Origin of the sequence: Amycolatopsis sp. NPDC088138, assembly GCF_044741685.1 — a bacterium.
Taxonomy (GTDB): Bacteria; Actinomycetota; Actinomycetes; order Mycobacteriales; family Pseudonocardiaceae; genus Amycolatopsis.
In genome coordinates this window covers 173,640-186,810 of record NZ_JBIUTB010000008.1, presented here as the reverse complement: position 1 = coordinate 186,810, position 13,171 = coordinate 173,640, and the positions used below count along the sequence as shown (strand labels likewise).

Genomic DNA, 13,171 nt, shown 5'->3' with positions numbered 1-13,171 from the left:
GGGTCGGGCGAGCGTCAGACGAGCGGGGTGATCTGGTCCTCGCGGCCGAGCAGGGCCTTGCCGTAGATCTCGTAGCCGACGGCGGGCAGCACGATCGCGTGCCGGGCGGCGACGGCGGAGTCGCGCCACATCCGCTGCAGCGGGTTGGCTTCGGCGAAGCTGCCCGCGCCGTGCGCCGAGAGCAGGATGTCGATGGCCCTGGTGATGTTCTCGACGGCCCAGCCGGTGTCCGCGCGCACGCGGGCCCGCAGCTCGGCGCCGGGGTAGGTGTGATTCGCGGCGGCGGTGTCGATGTCGTCGGCCGCGCGGAACACGTGCAGGTGCGCGGTGTCGATCCGCATCGCCGCCTCGGCCAGCTGCAGCTGGAAGCCCGCCGACTCGGCCTGGGTGGTGTAGGCGGTGTAGGAGATCGCCTTGCGGGCGGCCTTCTCCCGCACCATCCGCAGCGCCGCGCGGCCCAGGCCGAGCTGCGGACCGGCCAGCACGAGCGCGAGCACCGGCACGAACGCGGCCCGGTAGAGGTCTTCTTCCGGCTCCGCCATCGCGTACTGCCCGGCGATCGCGGGCGGCACCGACATCACGCGGTGCTCCGGCACGAAGACGTCCTGCGCGATCAGGCAGTTCGAACCGGACGAGCGCATCCCGGCGACGAACCAGGTCTCCTCGAGCCCGAGGTCGGTGCGCGGGATCAGCGCCATGCCCTGGTCGACGACCTCGCCGCGGTCGTCGGTCAGCGGGATGCCGACGCCGGCCCAGTCCGCGTGCCAGGAGCCGGAGTTGTAGTACCAGCGCCCGGTGACGCGGTAACCACCGTCCACTTTGGTCGTTTCGGCGGTCGGCGCGAGCACGCCGGAGACCTTCGCGTCCGGGTTCGCGCCCCAGACGTCGTCCTGCGCCTGCTCGCTGAAGAGCCCGGCCAGCCACGCGCAGACGTTGCTCAGGGCCACGACCCAGGCGGTGCCGCCGTCGGCCTCGCCCACCGCGGCGGACACCTCCAGCATCGACCGCACCGGCAGCCCGTAACCGCCGTAGCGGCGCGGCTGGGCGATCTTGAACGCGCCGGCGTCGGTCAGCGCGGTGATGCTCTCTTCGGTGACCCGCCGGTCGGCCTCACCCTGCGCGGCGTTCTTCGCCAGCAGCGGCTGGATCTCGCGGATCCGGGTCAGGACGTCCTCGGTGGTGGGCGCGGGCTGTTCGGTCGCGATCGTCATGACGTCGTTGTCCTTTCGCAGGCCCGGTCGGTGGGGTGGTGGCCGGGTTCGCGGGGCCCGGTCGGGTCGGGCGTGGGCGGCGGAGCAGGCTCGGTGGGTCGTGAGTGGCAATGAGGGTTGGAACCCGCGCTACCACTCACGACCCGGTTGCGGGCGCGGTGCGGTCGGCGGTCGGGTGGATGGCCGCAGCCGGGTTCGCACGGTCGAGCGGAATGCGGGCGGCGGTCGGATGGATGGATGGGCTGAGGCGGCCGAGTAGGCAGGCGGGCGGCGGGGCCTGGTGGCGGCTGTCGGCGGATGAGCCGGTCATGGACGTTCAGCGGGCGCAGGCGGCGATCAGGTCGGTGATGGGCGGGCGCGGCCGCTCGGCGTAGCGGGAGTGCGTGCCGAAGGTCCGGTGGGCATAGACCAGCGGCGGGCGCTCGGCGCGGCCGAGCGCGGTGACCCGGCCGAACAGCAGCAGGTGGTCGCCCGCCTCGACCGTCCGGTCCAGGTCGCACGCGACCCAGCCGGCGGCGTCGCGCAGCCGGGGCAGGCCGTCGTCGGCGAACCACGCCGTCTCGCCGCCGAAGCGGTCGGCGCCGCGGGTGGCGAACAGCACGGCCAAGTCGTCTTGGCCCTCGCCCAGCAGGTTGACGCCGAACCGCCCGGAGCCCCGCACCGAGGCCAGCAGCGCCGATCGCCGGTCGAAGGCGACGCCGACCAGGGGCGGGTCGAGCGAGAGCGAGGTGAACGAGCTGACCGTCGCGCCGCACGGGCGGCCGTCCTCCGAAACCGCCGTCACGATCGTCACCGGCGCGCACACCGCCGCCATCACCGCGCGGAACCGGTCCGCGTCGACGGCCGTCACGGCGCGGTGAACCGGTGGTGCATCCGGCCGATGCCCTCGATGGTGCTGACCAGCTCGTCACCCGGGTTGAGGAACCGCTGCGGGCTGCGCGCCATGCCGACGCCGGCCGGCGTCCCGGTGAAGATCAGGTCACCCGGCCACAGCGGCAGCACGGCCGAGAGGCGGGAGACCAGCTCCGGCACCGAAAAGATCAGCTCGCTGGTCCGGCTCTTCTGCACGGACTCACCGTTGACGTCGCACTCGAGCGCGAGGTCGTCCGGGTCGGCGAACTCGTCGGGCGTCACCACGAAGGGGCCGATCGGCCCGAAGCCGGGGCGGGACTTGCCGAGGCTGAACTGCGGGACGGGCCCGGCCAGCTGCAGCGTCCGGTCGGACAGGTCCTGCCCGATCGTGAGCCCGGCGACGTGCTCCCAGCCGCGTTCGGCCGGGACGTCGCGGGCGGCGACGCCGATGACGGCGACGAGCTCGACCTCCCAGTCCGTCGGCCCGGGCAGCGCGATCTCGCCGGACGGGCCGGTCAGGCTGCTCGCGAACTTCGTGAAGACGGTCGGCGAGTCCGGCAGGCCGAGGCCGGCTTCGGCGGCGTGGTCGCGGTAGTTGAGCCCGATGCCGAAGATCTGGCGCGGGACCGGGACCGGGATCCCGAGGTCGCTTTCCGCGAACGGCACCGCCGCGTCGTGCGAGGCGCCCGCGGCCCAGTCCCGGAACTCGGCCCAGCGGTCGTAGATCGCCTGCGGGTCGGCGGAAAACCGCCGCTCGCTGGCCTGTTCGACGTCGATGGCACCGGCCTCGGTCACGAGGACGAGCCGTCCGGAGAGTGTGGCGATCCGCATGAGCTGCCTTTCGATCGGTCGACCCGACTCATACTCTGCCCGAGATAGACGACTGTCAAGCACAGAATCGATTATCTGTCGAAGAGTGTGTTACGCTGCGATCATGGCGAAGAGAGCGGGCGGCGAGAGCCTGGCCGTGATGGTCTACGAACAGCTGCGGTCGGCGATCCTCAACGGCGAACGGCAGCCCGGGGAACGGCTCAAGCCCGGTGACCTCGGCGAGCAGTACGGCGTGAGCCTCAGTGTCGTGCGGGAGGCACTCGGCCTGCTCGGCGCCAAAGACCTCGTGCAGGTCGACCGCAACCGCGGCTTCCACGTGACGCCGTTGTCGCTGCGCGCGCTCAACGACCTCACCGAAGCCCGCGTGGTCAACGAAGGCGCGGCGATCCGGCTGTCCGTCGAGCGCGGCGGGGTCACCTGGGAGTCCGAGGTGCTGGCCGCCCACCACCGCCTGTCGGTCCAGCCGATGCTGCTGCCCGGCGCCCACCTGCGGCGCAACGAGGAGTGGGCGGTGGCGCACCTGGCGTTCCACCGCACGCTGATCGAGGCGTGCGGCAACGCGGTGCTGCTGGACATCTGCGCCCGCCTGTCCGACGCCGCCGAGGTCTACCGCGCCTGGTCCGCCACCGGCACCCAGCAGATGCACCGCGACGTGGCCGGCGAGCACAAGGGCCTCATGGACGCCGCACTGGCCCACGACGCCGACGCCGCGGAGACGCTCTTCGCCGCGCACGTCCGCCGCACGCAGCAGATCCTCCTCGACGGCGGCCTCGCCCCGGCCGCCGACCGCCCCGCAACGGAGACCGCATGAGCGACGTCACGGCCATCACCCAGCTGATCCTGCACGAACGCCAGGGCCGCGACCGCGGCTGGTGGGACCAGATGCGGGCGGCGTTCCGGCCGGACTCGACGGTCCACCTGAGCTGGTTCACCGGTTCCGGCGCCGAGTTCGTGAAGCGCTCCGAAGCGATGAGCGCCCGCGGCGACCTTTCGGTGCACCGCATGGCTCCCCCGGTGGTCACCGTGCGCGGCGACCGGGCGCACGCCGAGGCGTCGGCATCGATCGAGCTGAAAAGAGTGTTCTCGTCCACCAGCAACGATCACTGTTCATCCAAAGTGGACTGCATGCGTGGAGCGGTGCCGCTCGACGCGGGCACACGAACACGTCACCCACATCCCGTGCTGCCGGACAACGCGCTCACAGTTCGCCGAGCAGGTGTAGCGAAATTCCGGCTGTACCACGACTCCGCGCGGCCGTGGCCGACAGAAGGACCGGAAACCGCGTGACCACCCGCCTGCTGCTGACCGGCGCCACCGTCGTCGACCCGCGTGACGGCAGCCTGGCCGAAAACACCGACGTCCTGATCGAAGACGGCCGGATCCTCGACGTCCGGCCCGGCATCGAGGCCGACGCCGACCGGGTCGACGCGAGCGGGACCCACGTCGTCCCCGGGTACAACGACATGCACGCCCATCCCCTCGGCCGGGCCGACCCGGCGACGACCCTCGAGCTGATGCTGGCCCACGGCATCACCGGCTTCCGGCAGATGGCCGGCAGCATCGACCTGCTGCGCCGTCGCGCCGCCGGGAAGCTGGACTTCCCGGACGCCTCCCCCGCCCTGCTCGCGACGCCGGGTCCGCTGCTGACCCCGGCGAACGCGTCCACAGTGGACCAGGCCGTCGCCGCGATCCGGGAGCAGCACGCGGAAGGCGCCGACTTCGTCAAGGCCGGGCTCGTCACCCGCGACGTCTTCTTCGAAGCCCAGGCCGAAGCCCGCCGCCTCGGCCTGCCCATCGTCGGGCACCTGCCGGCCGGGATCGACGTCGAGAAGGCGTCCCGCGGCGGGATGAAGTCGATCGAGCACCTCGGCCCCGGCGTCGCGCTGTTCGCCTGCTGCTCCGGCGACCACGACCACATCCGGGAGACCGCGGCGAAGAGCGGGCCCAAGCTGAAGCTGCCGCCGTTCAAGGTCCCGTTCCTGGACAAGATCATGGACCGGGTGCTGCGCAAGCTGGTGATCAACCCGATCAACGTCAGCAAGCCCGCGGACATCGCGAACCTCTCCCACGCGGTCGGCACGTTCGACCGCGAGCGGGCGCACGTGCTCGCCGAGCGGTTCGCCGCCGACGGCACCTGGCAGGTCCCGACGCTGATCCGGATCAAGACCCAGGAACTGTGCGACTCGCCCGATTTCGCCGACGACCCGGACCTCACCTACATCACCCCGGCCACGCGCAAAGCCTGGCGCGCGGCGGCCGCGAAGTTCGCCGAGTTCCCCGCCGACGCCCGCGCCACCTTCACCGAGGCCTACGAACGGCAGCTCGAACTCACGAAGCTGTTCGACGACGCCGGGGTCAAGATGCTGGCGGGCACGGACTCGTCCGGCGCCGCCTGGGTGATCCCCGGCGCGGCCCTGCACCGGGAGTTCGAGGAGTTCGCCCGCGCCGGTCTCAGCCCGTTGCGCATCCTGCAGCTGACGACCACGCTCCCGGCCGAGTTCCTCGGCACCACCGACACCATGGGCACCGTCGAGCCCGGCAAGAACGCGGATCTGGTCCTGCTGACGGAGAACCCGTTGGCCGACGTCAAGAACCTGAGCCAGATCGCGGGTGTCGTCCGCGCCGGACGCCACTACTCCGCCGCGGATCTGGCGGCCCGCAAGAAGAAGCTGGCCGGTTCAGTACCCTGACCGCGCGAGCAGCTTGAGCGTGTTCTCCGAGGCGGACCCCTCCGCGGTCGTCACGACGACGACGGTCTGCTCCGGCGACCGCGCCGGGGTCAGGATCTGCTGGGCCACGGTCAGCGGGCCCACCAGCGGGTGACGCAGGACGTAGGAATCGGCCTCGCACGGCTTGACCCGGTGGTCGCCCCACAGCGCGACGAACTCGGGGCTCTTCATCGACAGCTCCCCCACCAGCGACGCCAGCAGCGCGTCTTCGGGGTGCCGCCCGGCGACGGCCCGCAGGTTGCCGACGACGGCCCGGGCCTTGCGCGGCCAGTCCGCGTACAGCTCGCGGACGTGCGGGTCGAGGAACAACATCCGGGCCGTATTGGGCCGGTCCGCCGGCCGCTCGGGCGCGGTGAAGTCGACGTGGCCCGCCAGCAGCGCGTGACCCAGCGGGTTCCAGGCCAGGACGTCGCTGCGCCGCCCGAGGACCAGCGCGGGCACGTCGCCGAGTGAGCGCAGCAGGTCGCGCGCCAGCGGGTCGAGCCGTTCCGGCGGCGGGCGGCGCTGGGTGCGAGGGCGGTGCGCGGCCAGCTCGCGCAGGTGTTCACGCTCGTGCTCGTCGAGCCGCAGGGCCCCGGCGAGCGCGTCGAGGATCGCGCCGGACGCGTTGACGGACTGGCCCTGCTCCAGGCGCGTGTAGTACGAGACGCTGACGCCGGCCAGCTGCGCGAGTTCTTCCCGCCGCAGCCCGGCGACCCGCCGCCGTTCGCCGAGGGCGGGCAGGCCGACGTCTTCCGGGCGCAGCAGCGACCGGCGCGCCCGCAGGAACTCGCCGAGAACAGCCATGCCCCCAGTAAACACGGGTCCGGCGCGGCGAGCCTGACCCTGCCGGGGGTAGGCAGCGGCGGGGCTGGTTACCCCCGCGAAACCGCCGCAGGGTGGGGGAAACACCAGCGACCCCGGAGCGGACATGCAGGAAATTGTGCTGGGCGACGTCACCGTCACCCGGATCACGGAGTACTACGGCTCGGTCGAGATGTCACCCGAGACCTTCTTCCCCGAAAGCCCGGAAGGCGCTTGGGACGCGGACTGGCTCGCGCCCGACTTCCTCGACCGGGAGAACCACGTCTGCGTCTCGGCCATCCAGACCTGGCTGCTGCGTAGCGAAGGCAAGACGATCCTGGTCGACACCGGCGTCGGCAACCACAAGGAGCGGCCCTACACCCCGGTGTGGAGCCACCTGAACACCGGCTTCCTCGGCAACCTCGCGGCGGCCGGCGTCCGGCCCGAGGACGTCGACGTGGTGGTCAACACGCACCTGCACGTCGACCACGTCGGCTGGAACACCTTCCTCGACGACCGCAGCTGGGTGCCGACGTTCCCCAACGCCACCTACCTGATGCCCAAGCCGGACTTCGAGTTCTGGAACCCGGCCAACGGCCACGAGCCGAACTTGGGGCGCGGCAACCAGAACGTCTTCGAGGACAGCGTCGCGCCGGTGCACGAGGCCGGGCAGGCGCTGCTGTGGGAGGACAGCCACCGCATCGACGCGAACCTGACCCTCGAGTTAGCGCCGGGGCACACGCCGGGGTCGTCGGTGCTCACGCTCGACTCGGGCGGTGACCGCGCGCTGTTCGTCGGCGACCTGCTGCACACCGCGCTGCAGCTCGTCGAGCCCGACACGAACAGCTGCTTCTGCGAGGACCCCGCGCAGGCACGCGCCACCCGGCGCCGTCTGCTCGGCCGGGCCGCCGACACGAACGCGCTGGTCCTGCCCGCTCACCTCGGCGGCCACGGCGGCGCCGAGGTCGTCCGCGACGGCGACCGGTTCGCCATCAAGGACTGGGCCCCGTTCGCCAAGCTCTGAGGAGAACTCCGGTGATCGTCACCACCACCACGGGCGACGTCCGCGGCCACGCCGGCGTCTTCCTCGACATCCCTTACGCCGCACCGCCGATCGGCATGGGCCGGTTCGCGCCGCCCGCACCGCACGAGCCGTGGGCGGGGGTGCGGGACGCGACGCGGCCCGGGCCGAGCGCCCCGCAACCGCGCCGCGACGGCTTCGGGGTGCTGGACATGTCACCGTACTTCGGGCCCGGCTGGGTCCGCGGCGAGGACTACCTCACGCTCAGCGTCTGGGCGCCGCCGTCGGCCCGGGACCGCCCGGTCATCGTGTTCGTGCACGGCGGCGGGTTCGTCACCGGCTCGACCCGCTCGCCGCTCTACGACGGGTCGGCGTTCGCGCGCGACGGCGTGGTGCTGGTGACGGTCAACTACCGCCTCGGCATCCCGGGTTTCCTCGACCTGCCCGGCGCACCGCGCAACCGCGGGCTCCTGGACGTCGTCGCCGCGCTGCGGTGGGTGCGGGAGAACATCGCGGCCTTCGGCGGTGACCCCGGCAACGTCACCCTGGCCGGCCAGTCCGCGGGCGCCACCATCACGGCGGGTGTCCTGGCCACCCCGGAGGCCGACGGCCTGTTCCGGAGGGCCGTCGTGCAGAGCGGCAACGGGCTGGGCGCGTTCACCCCCGAGCAGGCGGCCCGGGTCACCCACGCGGCGGCGTCCGCACTCGGTGTCGAGCCGACGGTGGCGGCGTTCGGAGAGGTGCCGGACGAACGGTTCGTCGCGGCTCAGCTGGGCGGCCCGGACCTGCGGACCGCGACGGCCTTCGACCCGCTGCTCGGACTGAGCGCGTTCAGCCTGGTCCTGGACCGCCAACCTGCGGAGGCGCTGACCACGAGTGCCTCGTTGCTCATCGGCACCAACGCCGACGAAGGGGCGCTCTACCTTGCGCCCCAAGGGAATCTGACGACGTCGACGGAAAGGAGATCTCCTGAAGACGGCGTCCCGGGTGGCCACCGACCCGGCTGCGTTGGTCGCGAGCCACCGCCGTCGGAGTCCACATGCGACACCGGGTGAGCTGCGGTCGGCGATCATGGGGGACGCGCTGTTCGGCACCGGCAGCCGTCGCCTCGCCGAGGCCCACAGCGCCGCGTACACCTACGAGTTCGCGTGGCGATCGTCCGCAGTGGACGGTCAGCTGGGCGCGGCCCACACGATGGAACTGCCGTTCGTCTTCGACAATCTCAGGCTCCCGGCCCTGCGTGGCCCGCGCGGACTGCTGGGCCCGGACGAGCCGCCCGCCGAACTGGCGACGCGGATGCACCGGGCGTGGGTCGACTTCGCCCGGACCGGCGACCCGGGGTGGGCGCCGTCGGAGACCTGCCGCTTCACCGCGCGGGCCAGCTCCAGCGCATCCCCAGGATCCCCGGTGCCACGTCGGTCCTGAACACGTGCGCGGGCACCACCGGCGACACGACGACCTCGGCGGACTCCCGCTCGGGGCCGTCCGGTGACTCCAGCCGGTAGGCGTGGCACGACAACGGAAGCGCGTCCGGGTCGAAGTGGACCTCTTGGAGGTGCTCGGCCACCGGGTGCCGGAACCGGCGGTCGTAGCTGGTGTCCGGGACATCGTCGGTGTACTCGAACTCGTACTCCAGGATCGCCGTCTCCCCCTCGGCCAGCGACCGGCTCAGCACCAGCTCGGTGATCAGGAAACCCTGCTCCGGCAGGACTTCCGTGCGGCCGGGCACGCAGTACCGGGTCGCCACCAGCCGTGGTGGCGTCCCGGCGACGCACCCGCGCAGCGTCACCACCTTGGCCTGCACGGGTTCCGCCGCCGCCCGCACGACCTCGCGCACCCGCAGCCGGGACAGCGACCGGTCCGCGCGGACGTGCAGGGACTCGTGCAGGCTGAGCACCACCAGCGCCGGGTCGTCGGCGGCGTCGAACGAGTTCAGCACCGGGACCACGCCGTTGCGGGCACCCCACAGCCGTTCCCAGCGCACCAGCCCGATCGGGGACGGGCCGCCGTCCGGACGGGCGAGCAAGCCGGTCAACGACCCGGCCGGCAGCCCGAGGACGTCCTCCAGCACGGTGACCGCACGCAGGGACTCCGGGCGCTCGGGCCGGGTGCGGCCGGTGCGCCAATAGCTGAGCGTCGTCGTGCTGACCGGCGTGCCCGCCGCCGCGAGCCGGTCCTTAAGGCGCGCGAGGCCGAGCCCGCTGAGGTCGATGGCCAGCGACAACGCCCGGCTGAACGGGCCGGCGGCGAGAGCGTGGGCCAGCTGCTCCCGGCGTCCGGGCGAACGCACCGCGAACAACGGCATGCGGGTCCTTCTCGCGTAGGTCCGTTCGGTCTAACACCCCGAGTGGCCTGTGTCACCCGACGAACGATCCGTCCTGTTCCGTTGATCGACCCGGACCTTCGGACGGTTACCCGAATCACCCCGGCCGCTTACTTTCGGTGAGTCCCCACCGAAAGCCCCGAGGAGTCCCCCGATGCGTGAATCCCACGGCCGGTTCGCCCGCGCCGCCGCCCTGCTCGCCGGTTCCTGCGCCGCCCTCGCCACGCTCGCCGCCGCCCCCGCTTCGGCGACCACCGCGCCGCTCTCCCCCGACGCCGCGCCGTCGATCATCGGCGGCAGCACGGCCCAGAACCCCGGCTACATCACCCGCTTTAACGGCCACGCCAACGGTTACACGTTCTTCTGCACCAGCACGCTGATCGGCTCGCGCTGGGTGCTGACCGCGAAGCACTGCATGTACGACAACAACGGGCAGCGGCTGTCCGACATCGACCTCTACATCGGGTCGAACAGCGCGTCCGGCGGCGTGCACGCGAAGGCGTCGTCGACCTACGTGTGGTCCGGCGGCGACCTGGCCCTGATCAAGCTGAACACCAACGGCGGCACGACGTTCGCCCCGCTGGCCAGCAGCTCGTCGGACGCGGAGGAGGGCGACACCGCCCGCGTCTACGGCTGGGGCGCGACCCAGGCGACCGACGAAGGCACCCACCAGTCGAACGTGCTGAAGCGCGCCGACGTCCGGATCTCCGACACGTCGGCGTCCGACAACTACGGCGGCCCGGCGATCTCGGCGTCGACCCCGAACGGCGCGGTCGCGGGCGGCGACTCCGGCGGCCCGATGATCGACGGCGGTGTCCAGGTCGGTGTCTGCTCGACCAGCGACCGGTCCAGCATCACCACCTACGGCAGCGTCGCCGCGGGCCGCAGCTGGATCCGGCAGACCACCGGGGTCTGACCCGGCGGTCGGTGATTTCCCGCCGAGGGGCTTGCGCGATCAGAGTGCATTTTCGCCCTTGATGTAACACCTTTCGGACTTCTCGCGGCATACGGGACAGCGGTCACGCTCGTCCCGGTCCTCGGCGTTAGGAGTTCGTGTGATGGGTTTTCGGCGCCCACTGTTTCCCCGAAGAGCCCGGCGTGCGGTGGCGGCGGGGGTGATCGTGCCCCTCACGGTCGCGCTCGCCGCCGCCGTGCCCCCCGCGGCCGCGGTCCCCGCCGGCTTCACCGACACCGTGGCGATCGGCGGGCTCAGCTCGCCGACCGCCGCGGCGTTCGCCCCCGACGGGAAGGTGTTCGTCGCCGAGAAGAGCGGCCTGGTCAAGGTCTTCGACTCCCTCTCCGACACGACGCCGACGGTGTTCGCCGACCTCCGGACCCAGACCCAGGACTTCTGGGACCGCGGCCTGCTCGGGCTCGCCGTCGACCCGGCGTTCCCCGCACGGCCGTACGTCTACGTCTCCTACACCCTCGACGCCCTCCCCGGCGGCACCGCACCGCGCTGGGGCGACACCTGCCCGACCCCGCCGGGCGCGACCGACCAGGGCTGCGTCGTCACCGGCCGCGTCTCGCAGCTGACGATGGGCCCGGCCGGCACCGCGATCAGCGAGAAACCGCTGGTCACGGGCTGGTGCCAGCAGTTCCCCAGCCATTCGATCGGCTCGCTGGCCTTCGGCCCGGACGGCATGCTCTACGCGGGCGGCGGTGACGGCGCGAGCTTCAACTTCGCCGACTACGGCCAGGTCGGCAACCCCTGCGCCGACCCGCCGTCACCGGCCGGGACGAACCTGGCGCCGCCGTCGGCCGACGGCGGTGCGCTGCGGTCGCAGTCCCCGCGCCGCGCGGCCGGGCAGCCGGTGCTGCTCAACGGAACCCTGCTGCGGCTGAACCCCGACACCGGCGAGGGCGCGCCCGGCAACCCGTTCGCGAGCAGCGCGGACGCCAACGCCCGCCGCGTGATCGCCTACGGCGCGCGCAACCAGTTCCGCTTCGGGTTCCGGCCGGGCACCGGCGAGCTGTGGGCCGGCGACGTCGGCTGGAACACCTGGGAGGAGATCAACCGCGTCCCGGACGCCGGGGACGCCGTCGCGGAGAACTTCGGCTGGCCCTGTTTCGAAGGCACCGCCCGGCAGGCCGGGTACGACGGCGCGAACCTCGACCGCTGCGAGTCGCTGTACTCCGCCGGCGGGCAGGCCGCGCCGTTCTACGCCTACAACCACAACGCGAAGGTCGTCGCGAGCGACCCGTGCCCGACCGGCGGCTCGTCGATCAGCGGGATCGCGTTCGAGTCCGGCAGCAACTACCCGGCCGAGTACGCGGGCGCGCTGTTCTTCGCGGACTCGTCGCGCGGCTGCATCTGGGCGATGCAAACGGTTGCGGGCCAGCCGAGCCCGACCAAGCTGGTGCCGTTCGTGACGGGCGTCAACGCGCCGGTGCAGGTGCTCAGCGGGCCGGGTGGCGACATCTTCTACGTCGCCCTCGGCAGCGGTGAGCTGCACCGCGTCAGCCACCCGGCGGGCACCAACCGCCCGCCGGTCGCGGCCGCCACGGCGACCCCGGCGAGCGGCCCGGCACCCCTCGCCGTCCAGTTCGACGGCACGGGCTCGACCGACCCCGACGCCGGAGATGTCTTGTCCTACGCCTGGGACCTCGACGCGGACGGCGCGTACGACGACTCGACGGGCCCCCGCCCGACCTGGACGTACACGACCGCGGCCGTGGTGGACGCGGGCCTGCGGCTGACGGACTCGCACGGCGCGTCGGCGACCACGACGGTCCGGGTGACGGTCGGCAACCCCGCGGGCCTGGACCCGGTGCCGGTGATCGACACGCCGGTTTCGTCGCTGACCTGGTCAGTCGGCCAGACCGTCTCGTTCTCCGGCCAAGCGGTGGACGCCCAGGACGGCACCCTCCCGGCGTCGGCCTTGTCCTGGCGGCTGGCGGTCCGGCACTGCGCGGCCAACGGGACGTGCCACACGCACAACGTGCAGGACTTCACGGGTGTGGCGTCGGGTTCGTTCGTGGCGCCGGACCACGAGTACCCGTCGTACCTGCAGCTGACGCTGACGGCCACGGACTCGACGGGCCGCACGGGTACTCGCACGGTGGAGCTGCAGCCGAAGACGGTGACGCTGAACTTCACGTCGAGCCCGAACCAGGTGCTGCTCACGGTGGGCGGAACCCAGCAGCGCACGCCGTTCTCCCGCACGGTGATCGCCGGTTCGACGAACTCGATCAGCGCGGACAGCCCGCAGAACGTCCCGCCGCTGAACCTGAAGTACGCCTTCTCGAGCTGGGCACACGGCGGAGCGCGGGCGCAGAACGTGGTGGCCCCGGCGACGTCGACGACGTACAAGGCGAACTACCGGCTCTGCTGGCTGCTCCAACCCTGCTGAGCGGGGGACGGGCCGCGGGATCCCCACCCCGCGGCCCTCTTCCCTCCCGGCCGGGTCCTTACGCTGTC

13 protein-coding genes are annotated in these 13,171 nt (G+C 72.3%); 8 read left to right on the top strand and 5 right to left on the bottom strand.

Annotated elements, in window-relative coordinates:
* Window positions 1–14: 14 nt before the first annotated feature.
* The 3 genes from ACIOD2_RS41915 to ACIOD2_RS41905 form a co-directional block, all read right to left on the bottom strand.
* Window positions 15–1,211, bottom strand: coding sequence for an acyl-CoA dehydrogenase family protein (locus ACIOD2_RS41915; RefSeq protein ID WP_400550948.1), 1,197 nt, complete (start codon window positions 1,209–1,211; stop codon window positions 15–17).
* A 316-nt stretch (window positions 1,212–1,527) separates the two neighbouring features.
* A complete protein-coding gene (locus ACIOD2_RS41910) occupies window positions 1,528–2,061 on the bottom strand; it encodes a flavin reductase family protein (RefSeq protein ID WP_400550947.1) in 534 nt (177 codons plus the stop codon).
* Window positions 2,058–2,894 (bottom strand): fumarylacetoacetate hydrolase family protein, encoded by an 837-nt coding sequence (locus tag ACIOD2_RS41905; protein WP_400550946.1) that lies wholly within the window; start codon window positions 2,892–2,894, stop codon window positions 2,058–2,060. The genes ACIOD2_RS41910 and ACIOD2_RS41905 overlap by 4 nt, the downstream gene beginning before the upstream one ends.
* A 103-nt stretch (window positions 2,895–2,997) precedes the next feature.
* On the opposite strand from ACIOD2_RS41905, the gene ACIOD2_RS41900 reads away from it, so the two are divergent.
* Genes ACIOD2_RS41900 through ACIOD2_RS41890 form a run of 3 tightly spaced genes read left to right on the top strand, consistent with a single transcriptional unit; the run spans window position 2,998 to window position 5,584 of the window.
* Complete coding sequence (locus tag ACIOD2_RS41900; protein ID WP_400550945.1) at window positions 2,998–3,705, top strand: GntR family transcriptional regulator; 708 nt, start codon at window positions 2,998–3,000, stop codon at window positions 3,703–3,705.
* Window positions 3,702–4,181, top strand: a complete 480-nt coding sequence (locus tag ACIOD2_RS41895) for a nuclear transport factor 2 family protein (protein ID WP_400550944.1) — start codon at window positions 3,702–3,704, stop codon at window positions 4,179–4,181. The genes ACIOD2_RS41900 and ACIOD2_RS41895 overlap by 4 nt, the downstream gene beginning before the upstream one ends.
* Entirely contained in the window at window positions 4,178–5,584 is a 1,407-nt protein-coding gene (locus ACIOD2_RS41890) for an amidohydrolase family protein (RefSeq protein WP_400550943.1), read from the top strand. The genes ACIOD2_RS41895 and ACIOD2_RS41890 overlap by 4 nt, the downstream gene beginning before the upstream one ends.
* Here the strand turns inward: ACIOD2_RS41890 and ACIOD2_RS41885 are convergent.
* Complete coding sequence (locus tag ACIOD2_RS41885) at window positions 5,573–6,409, bottom strand: helix-turn-helix transcriptional regulator (protein WP_400550942.1); 837 nt, start codon at window positions 6,407–6,409, stop codon at window positions 5,573–5,575. The two genes, ACIOD2_RS41890 and ACIOD2_RS41885, sit on opposite strands and share 12 nt — an antisense overlap.
* Window positions 6,410–6,533: 124 nt before the next feature.
* Between ACIOD2_RS41885 and ACIOD2_RS41880 the strand changes: the two genes are divergently transcribed.
* From ACIOD2_RS41880 to ACIOD2_RS41870, 3 genes are read left to right on the top strand one after another with little or no spacing between them, the layout of a single operon-like run.
* On the top strand, window positions 6,534–7,430 hold the full coding sequence (locus ACIOD2_RS41880) for an MBL fold metallo-hydrolase (protein WP_400550941.1): 897 nt from the start codon (window positions 6,534–6,536) through the stop codon (window positions 7,428–7,430).
* Window positions 7,431–7,441: 11 nt separating this feature from the next.
* Window positions 7,442–8,482, top strand: coding sequence for a carboxylesterase family protein (locus ACIOD2_RS41875; RefSeq protein WP_400550940.1), 1,041 nt, complete (start codon window positions 7,442–7,444; stop codon window positions 8,480–8,482).
* 16 nt (window positions 8,483–8,498) lie between these two features.
* A complete protein-coding gene (locus ACIOD2_RS41870) occupies window positions 8,499–8,852 on the top strand; it encodes a carboxylesterase family protein (RefSeq protein ID WP_400550939.1) in 354 nt (117 codons plus the stop codon).
* Here ACIOD2_RS41870 and ACIOD2_RS41865 read toward each other — a convergent pair.
* Window positions 8,794–9,732 carry a hypothetical protein gene (locus tag ACIOD2_RS41865; protein ID WP_400550938.1) on the bottom strand — a complete coding sequence of 313 codons (939 nt, stop codon included), beginning with the start codon at window positions 9,730–9,732 and terminating at the stop codon, window positions 8,794–8,796. The genes ACIOD2_RS41870 and ACIOD2_RS41865 overlap by 59 nt on opposite strands.
* 172 nt (window positions 9,733–9,904) lie before the next feature.
* Between ACIOD2_RS41865 and ACIOD2_RS41860 the strand changes: the two genes are divergently transcribed.
* Entirely contained in the window at window positions 9,905–10,666 is a 762-nt protein-coding gene (locus tag ACIOD2_RS41860; RefSeq protein WP_400550937.1) for a S1 family peptidase, read from the top strand.
* A gap of 199 nt (window positions 10,667–10,865) precedes the next feature.
* Window positions 10,866–13,103: a PQQ-dependent sugar dehydrogenase gene (locus ACIOD2_RS41855; RefSeq protein ID WP_400550936.1), complete on the top strand. Its 2,238-nt coding sequence runs from the start codon at window positions 10,866–10,868 to the stop codon at window positions 13,101–13,103.
* The last annotated feature ends 68 nt before the right edge of the window (window positions 13,104–13,171 follow it).

What these genes read in the sequence shown, in the direction of transcription:
- ACIOD2_RS41915 (WP_400550948.1), bottom strand. Translation starts at nt 1,211, where the DNA reads ATGACGATCGCGACCGAACAGCCCGCGCCCACCACCGAGGACGTCCTG.
- ACIOD2_RS41905 (WP_400550946.1), bottom strand. Translation starts at nt 2,894, where the DNA reads ATGCGGATCGCCACACTCTCCGGACGGCTCGTCCTCGTGACCGAGGCC.
- ACIOD2_RS41900 (WP_400550945.1), top strand. Translation starts at nt 2,998, where the DNA reads ATGGCGAAGAGAGCGGGCGGCGAGAGCCTGGCCGTGATGGTCTACGAA.
- ACIOD2_RS41895 (WP_400550944.1), top strand. Translation starts at nt 3,702, where the DNA reads ATGAGCGACGTCACGGCCATCACCCAGCTGATCCTGCACGAACGCCAG.
- ACIOD2_RS41885 (WP_400550942.1), bottom strand. Translation starts at nt 6,409, where the DNA reads ATGGCTGTTCTCGGCGAGTTCCTGCGGGCGCGCCGGTCGCTGCTGCGC.
- ACIOD2_RS41880 (WP_400550941.1), top strand. Translation starts at nt 6,534, where the DNA reads ATGCAGGAAATTGTGCTGGGCGACGTCACCGTCACCCGGATCACGGAG.
- ACIOD2_RS41870 (WP_400550939.1), top strand. Translation starts at nt 8,499, where the DNA reads ATGGGGGACGCGCTGTTCGGCACCGGCAGCCGTCGCCTCGCCGAGGCC.
- ACIOD2_RS41865 (WP_400550938.1), bottom strand. Translation starts at nt 9,732, where the DNA reads ATGCCGTTGTTCGCGGTGCGTTCGCCCGGACGCCGGGAGCAGCTGGCC.
- ACIOD2_RS41860 (WP_400550937.1), top strand. Translation starts at nt 9,905, where the DNA reads ATGCGTGAATCCCACGGCCGGTTCGCCCGCGCCGCCGCCCTGCTCGCC.